Here is a 20656-nt window from a genome sequence, read left to right on the forward strand (position 1 = left end):
TTCGCCTGTGACAAATCCACAGGTGGTGGACATCACGTCGGTCCGGGCGGCAGGATCAGGGGCATGTCGATGCGCTGGGGCATGACCGTGCCGCTCGGCGGCGTTCCGCTCGCCGAGCACGCCGCCGTCTTCACGGCGCTGGCCGATGCCGGATTCACCGACGCGTGGACCGCCGAGGTGGCCGGGACCGACGCGTTCACGCCGCTCACCCTGGCCGCCGCGTGGGAGCCCCGGCTGCGGCTGGGCACCGCGATCGCCCCGGTCTACACGCGCGGGCCGGGCCTGCTGGCGATGACCGCGGCCGCGCTCGCCGAGACCGCGCCCGGCCGGTTCCAGTTCGGCATCGGGGCGTCCTCCCCGGTGGTGGCCGGCGACTGGAATGCCGCCGACTTCGTCAAACCGTTCGCCCGCAGCCGCGACATGCTGCGGTTCCTGCGCGCCGCGCTGGCCGGCGAGATGGTCGACCGGGAGTTCGCCACGTTCACGGTCAAGCGGTTCCGGCTGGAGCGTCCGCCGGCCGTCCCGCCGCAGCTGATGCTGGCCGCGCTGCGCCCGCAGATGCTGCACCTGGCCGCCGCCGAGGCGGACGGCGTGATCCTGAACTGGCTGGCCGCCACGGACGTGCCCACCGCGCTGGCCGAGACCAAGGAGGCCGGCCCGGACTTCGCGGTCGCCACCCGGATCTTCGTGGTCCCGACCGACGACGCCGGTTACGCGCGGACGCTGGGCCGCCGGCTGATCACGTCGTACCTCACGGTCCCGGCCTACGCGGCCTTCCACCGCTGGCTGGGCCGCGAGGAGATCCTGACCCCGATGTGGGACGCCTGGGAGCGGGGCGACCGCAAGGCCGCGCTGGCCGCGATCCCGGACGCCCTGGTGGACGACCTGGTGGTGCACGGCACGCCGGACGTGGTGCGGGCGCGTGTCCAGGCCTACGCGGACGCCGGCGTGACCATCCCGGTGATGGCCCTGCTACCCACCCCGGAGCTGGAGCGCGGTGGCTTCCCGGCCCTGACCGCCCTGATCAGCGCCCTGGGCCACCCCTCCCGCTAGCCCCACCCCCACACCCAGCGGCGCCACCCGCCCGCCACCGTGCGCTGCGGGGCCGACGCCTCGCCCGTCGCCCAACGGCAGGCCGGCCCGGCGCCACCCGCCCGCCACCGTGCACTGCGGGCCGACCCCTCGCCCGTCGCCCAACGGCAGGCCGGCCCCGCGCCACCCGCCCGCCACCGTGCACTGCGGGCCGACCCCTCGCCCATCGCCCCAACGGCAGGCCGATCCAGCGCCACCCGCCCGCCACCGTGCACTGCGAGCCGACCCCTCGCCCATCGCCCCAACGGCAGGCCGATCCAGCGCCACCCGCCCGCCACCGTGCACTGCGAGCCGACCCCTCGCCCATCGCCCCAACGGCAGGCCGATCCAGCGCCACCCGCCCGCCACCGTGCACTGCGAGCCGACCCCTCGCCCATCGCCCCAACGGCAGGCCAGCCCGGCGCCACCGTTGATCGCAACCGCAGGCGAATCCCGCACCGCCCGACCCTCGTCACCCCCACCAATCGCCAAGCCAGCGGTCCAACGCAGCTCCCCTCGCCCCACCGCACGGCAACCCCCGGCGGCGGACGGTTCGGTGCGGGCCGAACGGTGCGGGTCGAACAATGGGGGCATGACTGATGCGGCGGGGCTGGCGGCGTTCGCGGCGTTGCTGGCCGATCGGACCCGGGCGGCGATGTGTCTGGCCCTGCTCGACGGGCGGGCCTGGACCGCCGGTGAGCTGGCCGCGCACGCCGGCGTGGCGCGCTCGACCGCGACCGAGCACCTGGACCGGCTGATCGGCGGCGGGTTGCTGACCGAGGCGCGGCAGGGCCGGCATCGGTACGTCCGTCTCGCCGACCCGGGCATCGCCGGCCTGCTGGAGGACATCACCGCCCGCCTGGAACCAGGCCTGCCACCGGCCCGCGGGCTCCGGGCGGCCACCGCGGACGCCGCCCTGCGCCGCGGCCGGACCTGCTACGACCATCTCGCCGGCCGGCTCGGCGTCGCGGTCACCGACGCCCTGACCGAAGCCGGCCTGCTCGACGGGACGAGCGGCTTCGCGGTCACCGACTCGGGGCTGAACTGGCTGACCGGCCCGCTCGGCGTCCCGGCCGATCAGCTCCGGGCCGGCCGGCGCCCGCTGGCCCGCGCCTGCCTCGACTGGACCGAACGCCGCCCGCACCTCGGCGGGCTGGCCGGCGCACGGGTCTGCGAGACGTTCCTCACCCGGCAGTGGATCACCCGCATCGGCTCCGGCCGAGCGGTCCGCCTGACCCCGGCCGGCCGCGCCGCCCTGCGAGATCTCCTCAACCTCACCAGCCTCGACTGACCCACCGCCAACCGCTCAGCCGTGCCACACCGCTCAGCCGTGGGCGCGTCAGCACCAGCCGACCCCACCCGGCTGGCCCACACGGCCCTATCAAGGGCCCCGATAGGACCACCAGAGCCAGCCGACACCACCCGGCTGGCCCACACGGCCCCATCAGGAGCCTCGATAGGACCACCAGAGCCAGCCGACGTCACACGGCTGGCCCACACGGCCCCATCGGGAGCCGCGATAGGACCACGAGAGCCAGCCGACACCACACGGCTGGACCACACGGCCCTATCAGAAGCTCCGACAGGACCACGAGAGCCAGCCGACACCACACGGCTGGACCACACGGCCCTATCAGGAGCCGGGACAGGGCCACCAGAGCCAGCCGACACCACACGGCTGGACCACACGGCCCTATCAGGAACCGGGACAGGGCCACCAGAGCCAGCCGACACCACACGGCTGGACCACACGGCCCTATCAGGAGTCGGGACAGGGCCACCAGAGCCAGCCGGCACCACACGGCTGGGCCGCACGGACCCGACGACAGGCGGATGGAGGGCTATCAGGCGGGGTGCGGCTGGCCTGGGGCCGGGCCGTGAGGGGCGGCGGGTCCGCACGAGCCGCGTGGCGGTCCGGTGGGGGCCGGGCATCGCGAGCCGGTTGCCACGGGACCGCCAGTCGTACCGAAAAAGAAAGAACCGCAACCACCAGGGTTGCGGTTCTCTCGGGCGGACCTCGACCACCGGATCACTCGGCGTCGGCGAGGATCGCGTAAAGCTTGCGCTTCGTGTCGTTGAGGACCTGGAGCGCCTTCTCCCGCTGCTCGGGCGTGCCGTTGAAACCGACCTGCTTGAGCGCGCTGAAGATGCCGACCGCGGCGTCGCGGAAGTCCTGCACCTGGTTGAGGGTGTCGTCGCCGAACTGGGCCCACGGCGGGTTCTGCGCGGCGGCCTCGGCCTCGGGGCGGCCGTCGGCGGTGAGCTGGTAGCTCTTGCGGCCGCCGCCGGCGGTGGCCTCGATCAGGCCCTCGTCCTCCAGCAGCTGGAGGGTGGGGTAGATCGAGCCGGGGCTCGGGCGCCAGATCCCGTTGGTCCGGGCGTCGAGCTCCTGGATCATCTCGTAGCCGTGCATCGGGCGCTCCAGGAGCAGCGCCAGGACGGCGGGCCGGACGTTGAGCCGGCCGCGGCCACCGCGCCGGCCTCCGCCGCGACCGCCGAACTCACCGGGGCCGAACGGGCCGCCGGGGCCGAAGCCGCCGGCACCCGGGCCGCCGGGGCCACCGAAGGGGAATCCCGGCGGGAAGCCGAAACCGCGCATGCGACGTCCGTGGTGTCCCTCGTGTTGGAACCTCATGATCTTCTCCGTTCTGTCGTCGATAGCTAGACGATATATCGGCAACGTGTCGGTCGCAAGGGTTTCTGAACTCGTGGGGTTGCCATGCGTGTCGGCGGCTCCGGATCTGGCAATGTGGTAGCTGTGTTGACGGTGCCCATTCGCCAGCTCGGTGAGCCGGAGCGCGCGGCGGTCGAGCGGATCCTGGACGCCGACCCCTACGCGGGCGCTCAGATCGCCGAGCGGGTCGCCGCCCACGGGTTGAACTGGTGGCGTTCCGACGGGCGGATCTACGGCTATGAGCCGGGCCGCCGCATCGAGTCGATCATCTGGTCCGGCGCGCATCTGGTGCCGGTCGGCGCCACCCCGCCGGCCGTCGCGGCCTTCGCCGACCTGCTCGGCGCCGAGCCGCGGATCTGCTCGTCGATCATCGGGCGGGCCGAGGCGGTGCTCGATCTGTGGGACCGGCTGGGGCCGCACTGGGGCGCCGCCCGTGACGTGCGGCCGAACCAGCCGTTGCTGGTCACCGACCAGGCGCCGCTGGTGCCGGCCGACCCCGAGGTGCGCCTGGTCCGGCCGAGCGAGGTGGATCAGCTGTTCCCGGCCGCGGTGGCGATGTACACCGAGGAGGTCGGGGTCTCACCGCTCCAGGACGACGGCGGGCGGGGCTACCGCCGGCGGGTCGCCGAGCTGGTGAAGGGCAAGCGGACGTATGCGCGGTTCGCCGGCGGTCAGGTGATCTTCAAGGCCGAGCTGGCGATCATCACCCGCCGGACCACGCAGGTGCAGGGCGTCTGGGTGCATCCGGAGTGGCGCGGGCGCGGCCTCGGGACCGGCGCGATGGCGGCCGTGGTGAGCGACGCCCTGCGGCGGGTCGCACCGACCGTGAGCCTGTATGTGAACGACTACAACACCCCGGCCCGGCGCGTCTACCAGCGATGCGGCTTCGTCTCCGCGGGCTCCTTCGCCACCGTCCTGTTCTGATCCGCGAGTTTGCGGCCGGCCGCTCGTCGCCGCGTTGCGACGGGGGCCGCTCCTTGCCGCATTTCCGGCGCACCGCTCTCGGTCGCGGACCGCTGTTCGCTGTGAGTCCGCGGCGGGCCGCGATCATGCCGGAGGCCCGGGTCCGCAGCGCGGGCCCGGGCCTCCGGTCCATCGAAACCAGTTTCGGTACGACTAATGCACGGTCACCGTCGGGCCGGGGAGCAGCTCGCGCAGCTCGTCCGGAAGCTCCGCCCCCATCTCGTCGGCAAGACGCAGCGCCTCCTCGACCAGCGTCTCCACGATGATCGACTCAGGCACCGTCTTGATGACCTTGCCCTTCACGAAGATCTGGCCCTTGCCGTTGCCGGACGCCACCCCGAGGTCCGCCTCGCGCGCCTCGCCGGGCCCGTTCACCACGCAGCCCATCACGGCCACCCGCAGCGGCACCGGGAACCCGTCGAGCGCCGCGGTCACCTGCTCGGCCAGCGTGTAGACGTCCACCTGGGCACGGCCGCAGGACGGGCAGGAGACGATCTCCAGGCCACGCTCGCGCAGGCCGAGCGACTCCAGGATCTGCTGACCGACCTTGATCTCCTCGACCGGCGGGGCGGAGAGCGAGACCCGGATGGTGTCGCCGATGCCCTCGGCGAGCAGCGCGCCGAACGCCACGGCCGACTTGATGGTGCCCTGGAACGCCGGCCCGGCCTCGGTGACACCCAGGTGCAGCGGGTAGTCGCACTGCTCGGCGAGCTGCCGGTACGCCCGGATCATGACGACCGGGTCGTTGTGCTTGACCGAGATCTTGATGTCCCGGAAGCCGTGCTCCTCGAAGAGCGAGCACTCCCAGAGCGCCGACTCGACCAGCGCCTCGGCGGTGGCCTTGCCGTATTTCTCCAGCAGCCGCTTGTCGAGCGAGCCCGCGTTGACGCCGATCCGGATCGGGACGCCGGCGTCGGAGGCCGCCCGGGCGATCTCCTTGACCTTGTCGTCGAACTGCCGGATGTTGCCCGGGTTGACCCGGACCGCCGCGCAGCCGGCGTCGATCGCGGCGAACACGTATTTCGGCTGGAAGTGGATGTCGGCGATCACCGGGATCTGCGACTTCTTGGCGATCGCCGGGAGCGCCTCGACGTCGTCCTGCGACGGCACGGCGACCCGGACGATCTGGCAGCCGGACGCGGTCAGCTCGGCGATCTGCTGCAGCGTCGCGTTGACGTCCGAGGTGAGCGTGGTGGTCATCGACTGGACGCTGACCGGGGCGCCGCCACCGACCAGCACCCCGCCGACGTTGATCTGCCGGCTCTGGCGGCGCGGGGCCAGCGGCGGCGGGGGGACAGCCGGCATTCCGAGACTGATCGCGGTCATCGACTCACTCACTTGAAGATCGTAATCGGGTTGATGATGTCGGCCGTGGCGGTCAGCAGGGTGAACGCACCACCGATCAGGATGACCGCGTAGGTGAGCGGCATCAACTTGTAGTAGTCGACACGCCCCGGGTCGGGACGGCGGAACCGCTGGTAGAGCCAGGAACGGGCGCGCTCGAACCAGGCGATCGCGATGTGCCCACCATCCAACGGCAGCAGCGGCAGCAGGTTGAACAATCCGATGAAGATGTTCAGCGAGATGAAGATCTGCCAGAAGATCTCCGGCACGCCCTTCTCGATCGCCTCGCCGCCGAGCCGGCTCGCGCCGATCACGCTGATCGGGGTGTCCGGGTCGCGCTCGTCACCGGTGATCGAGTTCCACAGCGCCGGGATCTTCTGCGGGATGCGGGCCATCGCCTTGAACGAGTTCTCCACCATGTACCAGGAGAAGTCGCCGGCGCCCTGGAACGCGGTGATCGCGGTGTAGTGCTTCACGTAGGGCTGGTCGGTGTTCCAGCCGAGGCCGGCGACCGAGACTGGCGCCGGGGTGCCGTCCGGGTTGTCCAGCGGGGCACGCTCGTCGGTGATCAGGGTGACCTTCGCGGTCTTGGTCTGGCCGTCCCGCTGGAACTCGAAGACCGTCTCGCCCTTGGCCGCCCGGATCGCCCGGGTGAGGTCACCGTACGTCGCGACCGGGGTGTCGCCGACCTTGGTGATCCGGTCCAGGTCCTGGAGGCCGGCCTGCTTGGCGGGCGGCACGACGGCGCCGTTGACACCGGGCTCGCACTTCTCGCTCGCGGCCTTCTGCCCCGCCTCGTCCAGCGTCTTGATCACCGACTGCATCGGCAGGCAGTCGCCGACCGAGATGAACGCCGGCGCTTTCGCCCTCGCCGCGTCGTCGGCCGGGATGTCCGTGTTCGGCAGGCCGACCGAGACGGCCATCACCCAGGCGCCGGCCAGGGCCAGCATGAAGTGGGTGATCGAGCCGGCCGACATCACGATCGTCCGCTTCCAGACCGGGAACCGCCACATCGCGCGGTGCTGGTCCTCCGGCGCCACGTCGTCGTCCTGCGGCGTCATCCCGACGATCTTGCAGAAGCCGCCGAGCGGGATGGCCTTCAACCCGTACTCCGTCTCGCCCCTGCGGAACGAGAAGATCGTCGGGCCGAAGCCGACGAAGTACTTCGTCACCTTCATGCCGAAGCACTTGCCAGTGATCATGTGACCCAGCTCGTGCAGGCTCACCGAGATCAGGATGGTCAGCGCGAAAGCCGCCGTACCAAGCCAGAACGCCATCAGGCTCCTTCAGCCACAGTCGCGATCGTTTGCTGCGCTTGGGCGCGCGCCCAGGTCTCCGCGGCCAGCACGTCATCGACGGTACCCGGCTCGGCGAAATCGGGGGCGGCCGCGAGCACGCGCTCGAGGGTGTCGACGATGCCCAGAAACGGTAGCCGACCGGCGACGAACGCGGCCACACACTCCTCGTTCGCGGCGTTGAAGATCGCCGGGCGGCAGCGGCCCGTCCGGCCCGCCTCCTTGGCCAGCTCGACGGCCGGGAACGCCTCGGTGTCCAGCGGGCGCAGCTCCCAGTTATGCGCCAGCGTCCAGTCGACCGCGGCGGCCGCCGCCGGCACCCGGTCCGGCCAGGCCAGGGCCAGGGCGATCGGCAGCCGCATGTCCGGCGGGCTGGCCTGGGCCAGCGTGGAGCCGTCGGTGAACTCGACCAGTGAGTGCAGCACCGACTGCGGGTGCACCATCACCTCGATGTCGTCGTACGGCACCGCGAACAGCTCGTGCGCCTCGATCACCTCGAGCGCCTTGTTCACCATGGTCGCCGAGTTGATCGTGACGACCGGACCCATGTCCCAGGTCGGGTGCTTGAGCGCCTCCTCCGGAGTGACGTTCGTCAACTCGGCCCGGCGGCGGTCCCGGAACGCGCCGCCGCTGGCGGTCAGCACCAGCCGGCGCACCTCGCCGGCCCGCCCGCCGCGCAGGCACTGGGCCAGCGCGGAGTGCTCCGAGTCGACCGGGACGATCTGCCCCCGTTCGGCGATCCGCCGGACCAGCGGGCCGCCGGCGACCAGCGACTCCTTGTTGGCCAGGGCGAGGGTCCGGCCGGACTCCAGCGCGGCCAGGGTGGGCGCCAGGCCGAGGCTGCCGACCACGCCGTTGAGGACCACGTCACAGGGCCAGCGGGCCAGCTCGGTCATCGCGTCCGGCCCGGCCACGATCTTGGGCAGCTTGAAGTCGCCGGACGACCAGCCCCGCTTCTGCGCCTCGGCGTAGAAAGCCAGTTGCAGATCCTGGACGACGGAGGCCGCCGCGACCCCGACCGCCTCGACGCCGAGCTCCAGCGCCTGGGCGGCGAGCAGCGCCACGTTGCCCCCGCCGGCGCCGATGGCGACCACCCGGAAGCGGTCCGGGTTGCGCCGCACGATGTCGATGGCCTGGGTGCCGATGGATCCGGTGGAGCCGAGCAGGACGAGGTCTCGCATGCCGCCCATCTTCCCGGACCGCCCCGGCGGGACGGCAGTCAGGCCCGGCCGACCCGGGCCCGGACGAACTCGGTCAGCGCCGCCCGGGTCTGCGGATCGAGGTCACCGGTCCGCATCGAGACGAAGCCGCTCTCGCCGATCGCGACCAGCAGCATCCCGGGCAACTCGTCGACCCGGGTCAGCGCCGGCCACCGGTACAACGCCTCGACCAGGTCGTTCGCGGCGAAGATGCCCTGCTCGTCAACCCGATAGGACGCCCCGCGGCCGGACAGCGCGGCGGACCGCTGCATCACTCGCCGCAGCGTGCGGGACGGCACGACGACCGCGAATCCCAGACCGAGCATCAGGACCAGCAGCCCCGCCACGTACTGGTCCCAGAGCAGCACCAGAGCCAGTCCGACCAGCAGCATCGCCAGGCCACCGCCCCTCAGGAGCGTGAACGTCGGCCGGAGGAAGTGCTGGAACGCGGTGCGCAGCGCCTGCTGGTCCGGCCCGGCCGAGAAGGCGAACGACGTATCGGTGCTCATGGACGCGTGATCTTAGTGAGCCCGGGGACGCGACGGGGTATCTGGGAGCGGTGCTGATCTGGGTGCGGCGGGTGGCCGCGGCAGTGTCGCGACCGTTGCGGGGGCGCGATCTCGCGCTGCACGCCGCAGCGGTGACGTTCTACAGCGGCATCGCGGTGGTGCCGATCGCGCTGCTGGGAATCTGGCTGACCGGCCTGCTGGCCGGCACCGACCGGGTCCGCCGGCTGACCGGCCGGACCATCGACGCGCTCCCGGACGAGATCGGCGCACCCCGCGCGCTGGCCGCGCTGATCGACGCCGGCCTGCACCTCACCCCGCTGCTGGCGCTGGCCAGCCTGCTCCCGGCCACGCTGTACGGCGAGGGGCTGCGCCGGGCGTTCGTCTCGATCTACCAGACCTCCGGTGAGTCGCTGGTCGGCTGGCGCGGCCGGCTGCTCTGGCTGCCGCTGCTGGCCGCCACCCCGGCGCTGCTGCTCGCGCTGCTCCTGGCTCTGCCGACGACCAGCGCCCTGTGGCTCCGCGGCGGCTGGTGGTCGGTGCTCGGGGTGGTCCTGTCGTTCCTGGCCGCCTGGCTGGTGCTCACACCGGTGGTGATCTGGGTCTTCCGCTACGTCGCGCCGGGTCGCCCGCCGTGGCTGCCCACGGTCCTGATCGGCTCGTTCACCGCGGCCAACCTCTCCGGCTTTCTGCACGGTTTCGTGCTGTTCTGTTCCCTGCCGCTGGACCTGGGCGCACCGTTCGGCGGATTCGACGCGATCGGCGGGGTGGTCGCGATCGGCCTGTGGCTCTACCTGTTCCACACCATCGTGCTCGTCGGGTTCGCGGCAACACACGCCGTCAAGCCGCATTTAACGGACGAATCGGCGAGGTCGATCGGCGGAAACGCGAGGTACCGTCGGTCCACATGACCCCCCTTCCCGACCGCGCCGACGTGGTGATCATCGGAGCCGGTCACAACGGCCTGGTCTCCGCGATCCTGCTGGCCCGCGCCGGGCTCGACGTCGTCGTGCTCGAGGCGGCCGGGCAGCTCGGTGGCGCGACCCGCACCGAGCGCCCCTTCCCCAAGGTTCCCGGCCTCGGCCAGTCCACCGGCTCCTACCTGCTCGGCCTGATGCCACCGGAGCTGCTGCGCACGCTCGACGTGGACATCCCGGTGCTGCGCCGCGACCCGCACTACTTCCTGCCGACCCCCGGCCCGGCCGGCTCGCCCTACCTGCTGTTCGGCCGTGACCGCGAGGCCACCCGGCAGCAGCTGGAGACGTTCTTCTCGGCGCGCGACGCGGCCGCCGACGAGGCGCTCGCGGTGGAGATCGGCGCCATCCGCGCCGATCTGGCCCCGGCCTGGCTGGAGGAGCCCGCCTCGGTCGAGGCGATCGCCGACCGGCACATCCGCCCGCAGTTGCAGAGCACCTTCCTCGACCTGGTGCGCGGCTCGGTGGTCGACTACCTGGCCCGGTTCGGCTTCAAGAGCGAGCTGCTGACCAGCATGTATGCGGTGACCGACGGCCTGTCCGGGCTGACCGCCGGGCCCGACGACCCGGGCACCGGCCACAACTTCCTGGTGCACAACATGTGCCGGCTGCCCGGCGCGGACGGCACCTGGATGATCGCCGAGGGCGGGATGGGCACCGTCTCGCGCACCTTCGCGGACGCGGCGCGGGCCGCCGGCGCCCGGTTCTACACCGATGCCGAGGTCACCTCGGTGACGCTCGACGGTGGCGCGGCGAGCGGCGTGGTGCTGGCCGACGGCCGGTCGATCGGCGCCCGGGTGGTGCTCGGCAGCTGCGATCCCTACCGGCTGATGTCGCTGGTCCCGGCCGGCGCGCTGCCCAGCGAGCTGACCACCCGGATGGCGAGGGTGAAGCGTCAGGGCACCACCCTCAAGGTCAACCTCGCGCTGCGTGACCTGCCCCGGTTCAGCTGTCTGCCGGCCGGCGCGCCGTCGCCGTTCGGCTCGACGATCCACCTGCTGCCCGGCGCCGGCGAGTCGCCGATGGCCGCGCTGCGCAGCATGTGGGCGGACGTGCAGGCCGGGGTGCTGCCCGACGAGCCGACCATCGAGTGGTACCTGCACACCACGGTCGACCCGTCGCTGCGGGACGCGGCCGGGCACCACTCGTCCGCGCTGTTCGTGCAGTCGGTGCCGTTCCAGCCGGCCGGCTCGTCCTGGGAGGCGGAGCTCCCGGGTTATGTCGAGCGTCTGCTGGCGATCTGCGACCGCTACGCGCCGGGCACGTCCGGCCTGGTCGCCGACGTCTTCCCGCTGACCCCGCCGGGGATCGAGGAGCACTTCGGGATCACCGGCGGCCACATCCACCACGTCGACAACACGGTCGCCTTCGACCAGCGGATGCCGTATTTCACCGGCGTCGACGGCCTTTACGCCGGCTCCGCGGGCACCCATCCGGCGGGCAGCGTCATCGGTGCGGCGGGCCACAACGTCGCGGTCCGCATCCTCAAGGACCTCAACACCTAAACCCTTTTCCGGTACGACCTGGGCACCCGACAACCGCAGCGGCCCGGCACCGTGACGACCCCGCGAGGTCGTCTCCGGCGCCGGGCCGCTGCGCGCGTCACGGGTTGGCCGGTCGCCGCCCGGCCGGTCACAGCGGCGAGCGTGCTCAGGGCGTACCCAAAGCGGATTTATGGTTTTTCGGTCTTGTGTGCCCTGATCTTGTGGCCGACGCCGGTCAGGCAGCGGCCGCTGGGCAGGTCGAACTTCCAGCCGTGCAGCTGGCAGGTCAGGACGTTGCCCTCGACGATGCCGAAGCGGGACAGGTCGGCCTTGAGGTGCGGGCAGCGGCGCTGCACGGTCCAGTCGCCGAACTGCGTGTCCTCGGCGTCGACCGCCTTCTCGTGCTCGTCGTACCAACCCTCCGCATATTGCAGGCGCTCCTCGGAGAGGCACTTGAAGAAGGCGTAGACGAACTCGTTGTACTGCCCGATCCGGGCCGCGGAGAAGCGGCAGGAGAGGAAGAGCGAGTTGACCCAGTCGCCCTCGTCGATGTGGATCAGGTGCTCGATCAGCGCGCGGCCGGTCTTGAACCGGTACCGCACCTTCTCGTCGGCGTAGGGGCGGACCTGCTTGCCGGGGAAGTCGACCACGATCGACTCGACGACCTCGCCGTCCGGGCCGAACGAGTCGGTCAGGTCGAAGCGGACCGGGCCGCCGACGCCGTTCGCCATGTAGAGCGACTCTTCGAGCAGCGGCTCGATCCGCTTCTTCAGCTCGCCGAGCACGTCGATCTCCGGGTGCCGCCAGGACGCCTTCTCCGCGGCGATGATCGGGGCCTTGCGGACCCGCATCTCCTCCAGGTGGGCGGCCTTGTTGGCGAAGAACTCGTCGACCGGCATCGGGTGCTCGGTGGTCTGCCTCGTGCCGCCGTCGGTGAGGGTCGTCACGCTGCCCGGCAGCTGGACGACCGCGTTGGTGCCGCCGACCTTCGCATACTCCGTCAGGAAGACCGACTGGTCGGGGAAGATGTTCCCCTCGTCACCGTGGATGTCGTTGAACTGCCACAGGGTGTCGTCGAGAAAGCACGGCGGGCCGGCGATCGGGAAGACGAAGTCCGCCTTCAGGTCGTCGATGTAGCGCCAGGTGCGGTCGAACTGCCGCTCGCGCTTCTGCTTGCCGAACGCGGTTTTCGCCGAGTCGGGCAGCTCGTAGACCATCGGGTACCAGATCGCGCCGGAGAACTGGAGCATGTGCGCGTGCACGTGGCCCAGCTCGTTGAACCGGGTCAGGTCGGACGGGCGGGCGTCGTTCTGGTTCAGCACCCGGATGCCGTCGTACTCCACCCAGAGCGACGAGTCGCCGATCGGGCCGTCGGTCGGGCTGATCAGCGCCTGGATCATGATCTTGAGGCCGCCGTCGAGCTCGTGCACCTCGTCCGACTTCGTCCGCAGGAAGCTGGTGAAGCCCAGGTCGCGCAGCTCGTCCTCGAGCTGGCTGGTCGGGTACTCCGGCAGCAGGACGGTGGCCTTCTTGCTGATGAAGCGCTTCAGGTGCGCCGCGTCGAAGTGGTCCCGGTGCAGATGCGAGACGTACAGGTAGTCGACGTCGCCGAGGGTCTCCCAGTCCAGCTGCGAGTTGTCCGGGAACGGGAACCATGAGGCGAAGTAGGCCGGATTCACCCACGGATCGCACAGAATGCTGCCCGCGGCCGTGTCGATCCGCATGCTCGCATGGCCGGTGCCCGTGATCCGCACTTGAACGCTCCTCTGCTGGCGACTGCTTGGTGACCGCATCGAAAGTACAGCCGGGTTGCCGGGTTCCGCCCGTCGACCCCGTGACACACTGAGGACCGAATCACAGAGCATCGACGAGGAGGACCGACGTGTCCGCGGAAGAACATGACGAGGTCTACGCCCCCGACCAGCTGAAGCCGACCAACCGTCGTCGGGCCCAGCGTGGGGCGATCATCTCGGCCGTGGTCCTGCTGATGTTTTTCTGGGGCAACCAGGAGGGCAACACCGAGAAGGTGTGGCTCGTCGTGATCGCGGTCCTGCTGATCGCCGCCGTGATCGGCGACGCCGTCCTGCGCAAGGCCGGCCTGCGGCCGAACGAGTGATCTCCTGACATGACGAAGGAGGGCCCGCCTGGCGCGGGCCCTCCTTCTTTGTGCGCTTCTAGCGGCGTCCGCCGCGCAGCAGGATGTCCTTGACCTCGCGCAGGGCGGCGTCGACCTCGGCCTCGAAGTAGCCGTTCGGCACCAGGCCGAACTGGAGCATGTCGAGGTCGTTCTCGTTCACCGGCATCGGGCCGCGGCCGGTCATCGCCTGGAGGATGCCCTCGAAGAGCCGGTCCACCTGCATCGGGTCGTAACCACTGCCGAACCGGCGCGGCTGGAACGTGCGGCGCAACTGGTCCACCCGGTACAGCTCGCCGCCCGGCTCGCCCAGCGGCGGGCCGAGGTGGGACTGCTGGGGCGGCTGGGGCTGGCCGTACCCGCCTCCGGGCGGGCCCATCGGCGAACCCGGCATGCCGGCCGGCGGCTGCTGCATCGGGCTGGGCATCGGCGGCCCACCGTACGGGTCCCGCTCGGGCATCCGGATCTCGGCGGTCATGTCCGACCGGCCGTGCCGGCCCGGCTCGAAGCCGCCGAACGAGGTGGGCTCGTCGTAGCCGCCCTGGTCGTAACCCTGCGGCGCGTTGCGCTGCGGGAGCTGCGGCTGCTGCGGCTGCTGGCCGCCGTAGGTGGGCTCGTCGTAACGGCCGGAATACGGGTCCGGCTGCTGCGGGCGCTGCGGCATCTGCGGGGCCTGCGGCGGCAACATGCGGTCGTCGCGGATCGGGGCGGGGATCCGCTCGGTCTGCGCCATGCCCGGGTTGCTCATCGGCGGGCCGCCGAACTGCTGCTGTTGCTGCGGGCCGCCGAACTGCTGCTGACCCTGGCCGTACTGCTGGGGCTGCTGCGGACCGCCGAACTGCTGGCCGCCGCCCATGCCGGCGCCGGCCATCCCGTTGCGGGACATGCCGGGGCCACCCGGGCCGCCGGAGAGCGCCGGCGGGCCGGAGCGCTCGATCGAGCCACGGTCGATGGCGCCGGAGCGATCGGCGGTCAGGCCACCCCGCATCGAGTCACGCATCGGGTCGACCGGGCGGCCGCCGCGCTCCTCGAACTCGGCGAGCTGCCGCTCGACCCGGTCGAGGTGCAGGTCCACCTGCCACTCGTCGTAACCGCCGAACCGCACGCGGAAGACGACGTCGTGCACCTCCTGCGCACCGACCGGCGGGCCGACCTGCTCACCGGCCAGGGTCGCCTCGACCCGGTCCAGGAAGGCGTCGACCTCGTCGACCTTGTAGCCCCGGCGCAGTGCGCGCCGCCGGAAACGCTGTCCCTGACTCGTCACAACGTCTCCCACTCCGCTCGCTGGGACCTGCGCCCAGTCACTGTGCCACCTCCGCGTCGGCTGCGACGCCTGCGCTTGTCTGCGTCAACTCCCCCGCGGCCAGCTGCCCGCAGGCGCCGTCGATCTCCCGGCCCCGGGTGTCGCGCACCGTGGTCGACACGCCGGACTCCCGCAAACGCCGGACGAACTCCCGCTCGACCGGTTTCGGGCTGGCATCCCACTTGCTGCCCGGTGTCGGGTTGAGCGGGATGAGATTCACATGGGCCAGCTTGCCGTGCAGTAGGCGGCCAAGCAGGTCGGCACGCCAGGGCTGATCGTTTACGTCCCTGATCAGGGCGTATTCGATGGAGACCCGACGACCGGTCTGCGCCGCGTAGTCGAACGCGGCATCGAGCACCTCGGCCACCTTCCAACGCTGGTTGACGGGCACAAGCTCGTCGCGCAGATCATCATCGGGGGCATGCAGTGACAACGCAAGAGTCACCGAGAGCTGTTCGGCTATCAACCGGCGCATTGCGGGCACCAAACCCACCGTGGACACCGTGATGTGCCGTTGTGAAAGGCCCAGGCCCTCCGGAGCGGGGGTGGTCAGGCGCCGGACGGCCTCGATCACCCGGGGATAGTTGGCCAGCGGCTCGCCCATCCCCATGAAGACCACCCGGGACAACCGGGGCGGCGAACCGGTGACCGCGCCCGAGGCGGCCACCCCGGCCAGATAGACCACCTGGTCGACGATCTCGGCGACCGACAGGTTGCGGGTCAGGCCCTGCTGGCCGGTCGCGCAGAACGGGCACGCCATGCCACAGCCGGCCTGGCTGGACACGCACGCCGTCACCCGATCGGGGTAGCCCATCAGGACGCTCTCGACCAGCGCGCCGTCGTGCAGCCGCCACAGCGTCTTGCGGGTGGCGCCGTCGTCGCAGGCCTGCTCGCGGACCGGGGTCAGCAGCGTGGGCAGCAGCTCGGTGGTCAGCTTGTCGCGAGTGCCCGACGGCAGGTCGGTCATCTCCGCGGCGTCGCGCACGAGCCGGCCGAAGTAGTGGGTGGAGAGCTGCTTGGCCCGGAAGGCCGGCTCACCGAGCCCGGTCACCGCGGCCTTGCGGGCGGCGAGGTCGAGGTCGGCGAGGTGGCGGGGCGGCATGCTGGGACGGCGGCGGGTGACCACCGGGCCGGACTCGAGCGCATCTGGCTGGTCGGGACTGATCGGGATGACCGGAAGAATCGTCATGGCATATCCAGTCTCCCACGCGCTTCGGCTAGGTCACCCATGGCTAGTTCGGCGCGATGATCGCGAAAAGCAGGTAGGCGGTGGGGACCGCGAAGAGGATGGAGTCCAGCCGATCCATCAGTCCGCCATGGCCGGGTAGCAGGTTGCTCATGTCCTTGATGCCGAGGTCGCGCTTGAGCATCGACTCGGCCAGGTCGCCGAGGACCGCGACGATCGAGATCACCGCGCCGAACATCAAGCCGTAGTGGACCGGCACGTCCATCAGGAAGTACAGCAGGGCGCCGCTGCCGATCGCCGACGCGGTGATCGAACCGGCGAAGCCCTCCCAGGACTTCTTCGGACTGATCCTCGGCGCCATCGGGTGCTTGCCGAGGAAGACGCCGGCCGCGTAACCACCGGTGTCGGAGAGCACCACGGCGACCACGGTGGCCAGCACCCGCCAGGTGCCGTCGTCCTCCGGCGCCACCAGCATGGCGGCGAAGCTCAGCAGGAACGGCACGTAGATCGCGATCAGGGTGATCGCGGTGAAGTCGCGGCGCAACGCCTGGAACCCGTCGGCGAGCCGCCACAGGGCCGCGGCGCCGATCGTGACGGCCAGGCCGACGGTGAGCGCGTCGGTCCCCTCGTACCACGCGAGGCCGGTCATCAGCGCGGTGCCGGCGATCAGCGGGATCAGCGGCGGCTTGGCGCCGGTCACCGCGACCGCGCGGGCGGTCTCCCAGACCCCGACCGCGGCCGCGACCACCACCACGCCCAGCAGGGCGGGCGGCCAGATCAGCAGCGAGGCCAGCACGACCAGGCCCAGGCTCAGCCCGACCGCGATGGCGGCGGGCAGGTTACGGCCGGCCCGGCTCTTGCCCTTGTTGTCCCCGCGACCGGCGCGGCGCTTGCCCGGGCCGCGCTTGGCCTGCGGTTCCTCGGTCATCTTGTCGGGTTCCTGCTCGTCCGCGTGCCAGGCGGGATTCTGGTACGCCGGGGCGGCTGCGGTGTCGTGGCCGGGGCTCTGCCCGGCACGCGGATCGAGGTAGGACATCAGACTTCGAGCAACTCGGCTTCCTTGTGTTTCACCAGCTCGTCGATGATCGAGACGTAGCGGTGCGTGGTGTCGTCGAGCTCCTTCTCCGCGCGACGGCCCTCATCTTCGCCGGTCTCGCCGTCCTTGACCAGCTTGTCGATCTGCTCCTTGGCCTTGCGGCGCACGTTGCGCATCGCCACCCGGCTCTCCTCCGCCTTGCCCCGCGCCACCTTGATCATCTCGCGGCGGCGTTCCTCGGTCATCTGCGGAAGGTGGATGCGCAGCTGGGTGCCCTCGTTGTTCGGGTTGACCCCGAGGTCCGAGTCACGGATGGCGCGCTCGATCGGGCCGAGCTGGGTGTTGTCGTACGGCTTGACGATGACCATGCGCGGCTCCGGGATGCCGACGGAGGCCATCTGGGTCACCGGGGTGGGCGCACCGTAGTAGTCCACCACGATCTTGGAGAACATCGCCGGGGTGGCCCGCCCGGTCCGGATCGCGGCGAACTCCTCCTTGGCGTGCTCGACCGCGCTGTCCATCTTCTCTTCGGCCTCGAAAAGGATTTCCTCGATCACCGGCTCTCCTCGCTCTCTTCAGTGGTGCGGAATGTGGCTTGTCCTGCGAGCGCGAGCTCAGGCGGTGATCAACGTGCCGATCTTCTCGCCCGCGCACGCGCGCACGATGGTGTCGTCGCCGTCCGCGCCGAAGACCAGCATCGGCAGCTTGTTCTCCTCGCAGAGGCTGAACGCGGCCTGGTCGGCCACCCGCAGCCCGCGCTGGAGGATCTCCTGGAAGGTGATGTTCTCCAGCTTGCGCGCCTGCGGGTCGACCCGCGGGTCGGCGGTGTAGACGCCGTCGACGCCGTTCTTGCTCATCAGCACCATGTCGGCGTGGATCTCCAGCGCGCGCTGGGCGGTCACCGTGTCGGTGGAGAAGTACGGCATGCCGGCGCCGGCGCCGAAGATCACGACGCGGCCTTTCTCCAGGTGCCGGATCGCCCGCAACGGAATGTACGGCTCGGCGACCTGGGCCATGTGGATGGCCGTCTGCACCCGGGTCTCGATGCCCTCCTTCTCCAGGAAGTCCTGGAGGGCCAGGCAGTTCATCACCGTGCCGAGCATGCCCATGTAGTCCGCGCGGTTCCGGTCCATGCCGCGTTTCTGGAGCTCGGCGCCGCGGAAGAAGTTGCCGCCACCGACCACGACGGCGACCTGGATGCCCCGCCGGTTCACCGTGGCGATCTGCTTGGCCAGCGCCTGCACCACGTCCGGGTCGACGCCGACCGCGCCGCCGCCGAACACCTCACCGGACAACTTCAGCACGACCCGGCGCGGCCGCATGGCCGGCGGGTTCTCGTCGACCGTGGCGGACTGCTCGGTCACCATCGTCATGAGACCCGCCTTTCCTTCGCTATCTGCAAGAGACCTTATGCGACCGGGAGGCCGGACGCTCAATCGCGTACCCGACCTCCCGTGCCATTGCTGTGTGGAGCCTTACTCCTGGCCGACCTCGTACCGGACGAACTTGGTGAGCTCGATGCCGGCCTCGGTGGCGATCTGCTTGACGGTCTTCTTGTTGTCGATGACCGACGCCTGCTCCAGCAGGACGAAGTCCTTGAAGAAGGAGTTGACCCGGCCCTCGACGATCTTGGAGATCGCCTGCTCCGGCTTGCCCTCCTCGCGAGCGGTCTGCTCGGCGATCCGGCGCTCGGACTCGACGACCTCGGCCGGAACCTCCTCGCGGGTCAGGTACTTCGGCCGCATCGCGGTGATCTGCATGCCGATGCCCCGGGCGTCCGAGTCGGCCGCCTCGTCGTCCTTGCCGGTGTACTGCACCAGGACGCCGACCTGCGGCGGCAGGTCCTGCGCCTTGCGGTGCAGGTAGACCGCGACGGTGCCGTCGAGGATCGTGAAGCGGTTCAGGACGATCTTCTCACCGATCTTGGCGGCGTAGTCCTGCACCAGGTCGGCGACGGTCTTGCCGTCCTCGATCGTCGCGGCCAGCAGCGCGGCGGCGTCGGCCAGGCCGTTCTGCTCGCCGAACGAGACCAGGCGCTGGCCCAGCTCGACGAAGTCCGGGGTCTTCGCGACGAAGTCGGTCTCACAGTTCAGCTCGAGCAGAGCCTTGCCGGAGTGGCTGACGATGCCGTTGGCGGCGGTGCGGCTCGCCCGCTTGCCGACGTCCTTCGCGCCCTTGATGCGCAGGAACTCGACGGCCTTGTCGAAGTCGCCCTCGGACTCCTCGAGCGCCTTCTTGCAGTCCATCATGCCGGCACCGGTGAGGTCGCGGAGCTTCTTGACGTCCGCGGCGGTGTAGTTAGCCATGACTCTTCTCTCGATGTCAGTCGGGAAAGCGGCCGCCGCCCTTTTCGTGACGGCGGCCGGAAGCGTGTCGGTTGACTTACTCGGCGGGGACGGCGGCCGGCTCGGCGGCGGCCGGGGCAGCAGCGGCCGGGGCAGCGGCGGCGGCCGGGGCGGCCTCGTCGGTCTTCTTCTCGGCGCCCTCGTACAGGTCCCGCTCCCACTCGGGCAGCGGCTCGCCGGCGGCGACGGTGCCGGCCTCGGGCTTCTCGTCGGCGCCACCGCGGCCACGGCCGGAGCGGGCGATCAGGCCCTCGGCGACGGCGCTGGCGACCACCTTGGTGAGCAGCTCGGCGGAGCGGATCGCGTCGTCGTTGCCCGGGATCGGGAAGTCGACCTCGTCCGGGTCACAGTTGGTGTCCAGCACCGCGATGACCGGGATGTTGAGCTTCCGCGCCTCGTCGACCGCGATGTGCTCCTTCTTGGTGTCCACGACCCAGATCGCCGAGGGGACCTTGGTCATGTCACGCAGACCACCGAGGGTCTTGGTGAGCTTCTCCTTCTCGCGGGAGAGCTGGAGGGTCTCCTTCTTGGTGTAACCGGCGGCGGTGCCGCTCAGGTCACCCAGGGCCTCGAGCTCCTTCATCCGCTGAAGGCGCTTGTACACGGTCTGGAAGTTGGTCAGCATGCCGCCGAGCCAACGGTGGTTCACATACGGCTGGCCGACCCGCGTCGCCTGCTCGGCGATGGCCTCCTGGGCCTGCTTCTTGGTGCCGACGAAGAGGATGTGGCCACCCTCGGCGACGGTGTCCCGCACGAAGCTGTACGCCTTCTCGATGTAGTCGAGGGTCTGGCGCAGGTCGATGATGTAGATGCCGTTGCGCTCGGTGAAGATGAAGCGCTTCATCTTCGGGTTCCAGCGACGGGTCTGGTGCCCGAAGTGGACACCGCTCTCCAGCAGCTGACGCATGGTCACGACGGCCATGGTGGTGCTCCCTGATCTTCCCTGGTTGACACGCCCACCGGCGGTGAGCGTCCTGGCGCCCGGTCGACGGCCGCAGTGGTGACCCGAAAGATCATCGGGACCAGGGAGGGCTGTCGCCGCCGGTCGTCGCTGACGCGGACGAACCGATGGAGGGCACGCGAGGTCGACCGCGCTGGGCGGTCGCCAGGGACCAGCATACGCCAATCGGTTTTCCCCGGCT

Annotated in this window: 19 protein-coding genes; 6 read left to right on the plus strand and 13 right to left on the minus strand. The window is 70.7% G+C overall.

From position 1 onward, the window contains the following. Positions 1-63 precede the first annotated feature (63 nt). Together Aiant_RS15195 and Aiant_RS15200 are read left to right on the plus strand one after the other, a co-directional pair. A complete protein-coding gene (locus Aiant_RS15195; protein WP_229829846.1) occupies positions 64-1053 on the plus strand; it encodes an LLM class F420-dependent oxidoreductase in 990 nt (329 codons plus the stop codon). A gap of 610 nt (positions 1054-1663) precedes the next feature. Next, on the plus strand, positions 1664-2362 hold the full coding sequence (locus Aiant_RS15200; RefSeq protein WP_189328877.1) for an ArsR/SmtB family transcription factor: 699 nt from the start codon (positions 1664-1666) through the stop codon (positions 2360-2362). A 738-nt stretch (positions 2363-3100) separates the two neighbouring features. On the opposite strand, the gene Aiant_RS15205 is transcribed toward Aiant_RS15200, so the two are convergent. Continuing rightward, positions 3101-3706 carry a PadR family transcriptional regulator gene (locus Aiant_RS15205; protein WP_189328876.1) on the minus strand — a complete coding sequence of 202 codons (606 nt, stop codon included), beginning with the start codon at positions 3704-3706 and terminating at the stop codon, positions 3101-3103. A gap of 123 nt (positions 3707-3829) precedes the next feature. On the opposite strand from Aiant_RS15205, the gene Aiant_RS15210 reads away from it, so the two are divergent. Next, positions 3830-4669 carry a GNAT family N-acetyltransferase gene (locus tag Aiant_RS15210; RefSeq protein WP_189328875.1) on the plus strand — a complete coding sequence of 280 codons (840 nt, stop codon included), beginning with the start codon at positions 3830-3832 and terminating at the stop codon, positions 4667-4669. Between the two features lie 192 nt (positions 4670-4861). Here the strand turns inward: Aiant_RS15210 and ispG are convergent, their stop codons facing one another. The 4 genes from ispG to Aiant_RS15230 are packed head-to-tail and all read right to left on the minus strand — an operon-like array spanning position 4862 to position 9055. Further along, entirely contained in the window at positions 4862-6034 is a 1173-nt protein-coding gene (gene ispG / locus Aiant_RS15215; protein ID WP_189328983.1) for a flavodoxin-dependent (E)-4-hydroxy-3-methylbut-2-enyl-diphosphate synthase, read from the minus strand. Between the two features lie 8 nt (positions 6035-6042). Then, positions 6043-7329: a M50 family metallopeptidase gene (locus tag Aiant_RS15220; RefSeq protein WP_189328874.1), complete on the minus strand. Its 1287-nt coding sequence runs from the start codon at positions 7327-7329 to the stop codon at positions 6043-6045. Then, positions 7329-8537: a 1-deoxy-D-xylulose-5-phosphate reductoisomerase gene (dxr, locus tag Aiant_RS15225; RefSeq protein WP_189328873.1), complete on the minus strand. Its 1209-nt coding sequence runs from the start codon at positions 8535-8537 to the stop codon at positions 7329-7331. The genes Aiant_RS15220 and dxr overlap by 1 nt, the downstream gene beginning before the upstream one ends. Before the next feature lie 29 nt (positions 8538-8566). Beyond that, a complete protein-coding gene (locus Aiant_RS15230; protein ID WP_189328872.1) occupies positions 8567-9055 on the minus strand; it encodes a YcxB family protein in 489 nt (162 codons plus the stop codon). A 158-nt stretch (positions 9056-9213) separates the two neighbouring features. Between Aiant_RS15230 and Aiant_RS15235 the strand changes: the two genes are divergently transcribed. Together Aiant_RS15235 and Aiant_RS15240 are read left to right on the plus strand one after the other, a co-directional pair. Then, a complete protein-coding gene (locus Aiant_RS15235) occupies positions 9214-9963 on the plus strand; it encodes a YhjD/YihY/BrkB family envelope integrity protein (protein ID WP_425322696.1) in 750 nt (249 codons plus the stop codon). After that, complete coding sequence (locus Aiant_RS15240; protein ID WP_189328871.1) at positions 9960-11531, plus strand: phytoene desaturase family protein; 1572 nt, start codon at positions 9960-9962, stop codon at positions 11529-11531. Before Aiant_RS15235 ends, Aiant_RS15240 begins: the two co-directional genes overlap by 4 nt. 167 nt (positions 11532-11698) lie before the next feature. Here Aiant_RS15240 and Aiant_RS15245 read toward each other — a convergent pair whose 3' ends face one another. Then, the gene (locus Aiant_RS15245) at positions 11699-13264 is read right to left on the minus strand and encodes a Rieske 2Fe-2S domain-containing protein (RefSeq protein ID WP_189328870.1); all 1566 of its coding nucleotides are present in this window, start codon (positions 13262-13264) and stop codon (positions 11699-11701) included. A 128-nt stretch (positions 13265-13392) separates the two neighbouring features. Here Aiant_RS15245 and Aiant_RS15250 point away from each other — a divergent pair, with 128 nt between their 5' ends. Further along, positions 13393-13626, plus strand: coding sequence for a DUF2631 domain-containing protein (locus tag Aiant_RS15250; protein WP_189328869.1), 234 nt, complete (start codon positions 13393-13395; stop codon positions 13624-13626). A gap of 58 nt (positions 13627-13684) precedes the next feature. On the opposite strand, the gene Aiant_RS15255 is transcribed toward Aiant_RS15250, so the two are convergent. The 7 genes from Aiant_RS15255 to rpsB form a co-directional block, all read right to left on the minus strand. Beyond that, positions 13685-14908, minus strand: a complete 1224-nt coding sequence (locus tag Aiant_RS15255; protein WP_189328868.1) for a DivIVA domain-containing protein — start codon at positions 14906-14908, stop codon at positions 13685-13687. Between the two features lie 37 nt (positions 14909-14945). Next, positions 14946-16136 carry a dual-specificity RNA methyltransferase RlmN gene (gene rlmN, locus Aiant_RS15260; protein ID WP_189328867.1) on the minus strand — a complete coding sequence of 397 codons (1191 nt, stop codon included), beginning with the start codon at positions 16134-16136 and terminating at the stop codon, positions 14946-14948. 43 nt (positions 16137-16179) lie between these two features. Next, entirely contained in the window at positions 16180-17169 is a 990-nt protein-coding gene (locus Aiant_RS15265; protein WP_189328866.1) for a phosphatidate cytidylyltransferase, read from the minus strand. Continuing rightward, a complete protein-coding gene (frr, locus tag Aiant_RS15270; protein ID WP_189328865.1) occupies positions 17169-17726 on the minus strand; it encodes a ribosome recycling factor in 558 nt (185 codons plus the stop codon). Before frr ends, Aiant_RS15265 begins: the two co-directional genes overlap by 1 nt. A 57-nt stretch (positions 17727-17783) precedes the next feature. Further along, complete coding sequence (pyrH, locus tag Aiant_RS15275) at positions 17784-18536, minus strand: UMP kinase (RefSeq protein WP_189328981.1); 753 nt, start codon at positions 18534-18536, stop codon at positions 17784-17786. 108 nt (positions 18537-18644) lie between these two features. Beyond that, on the minus strand, positions 18645-19475 hold the full coding sequence (gene tsf / locus Aiant_RS15280) for a translation elongation factor Ts (protein ID WP_189328864.1): 831 nt from the start codon (positions 19473-19475) through the stop codon (positions 18645-18647). A gap of 76 nt (positions 19476-19551) precedes the next feature. Then, positions 19552-20436 carry a 30S ribosomal protein S2 gene (gene rpsB, locus Aiant_RS15285; RefSeq protein ID WP_189328863.1) on the minus strand — a complete coding sequence of 295 codons (885 nt, stop codon included), beginning with the start codon at positions 20434-20436 and terminating at the stop codon, positions 19552-19554. Positions 20437-20656 lie beyond the last annotated feature (220 nt).

The organism is Actinoplanes ianthinogenes, assembly GCF_018324205.1.
GTDB classification, from domain to species: domain Bacteria; phylum Actinomycetota; class Actinomycetes; order Mycobacteriales; family Micromonosporaceae; genus Actinoplanes; species Actinoplanes ianthinogenes.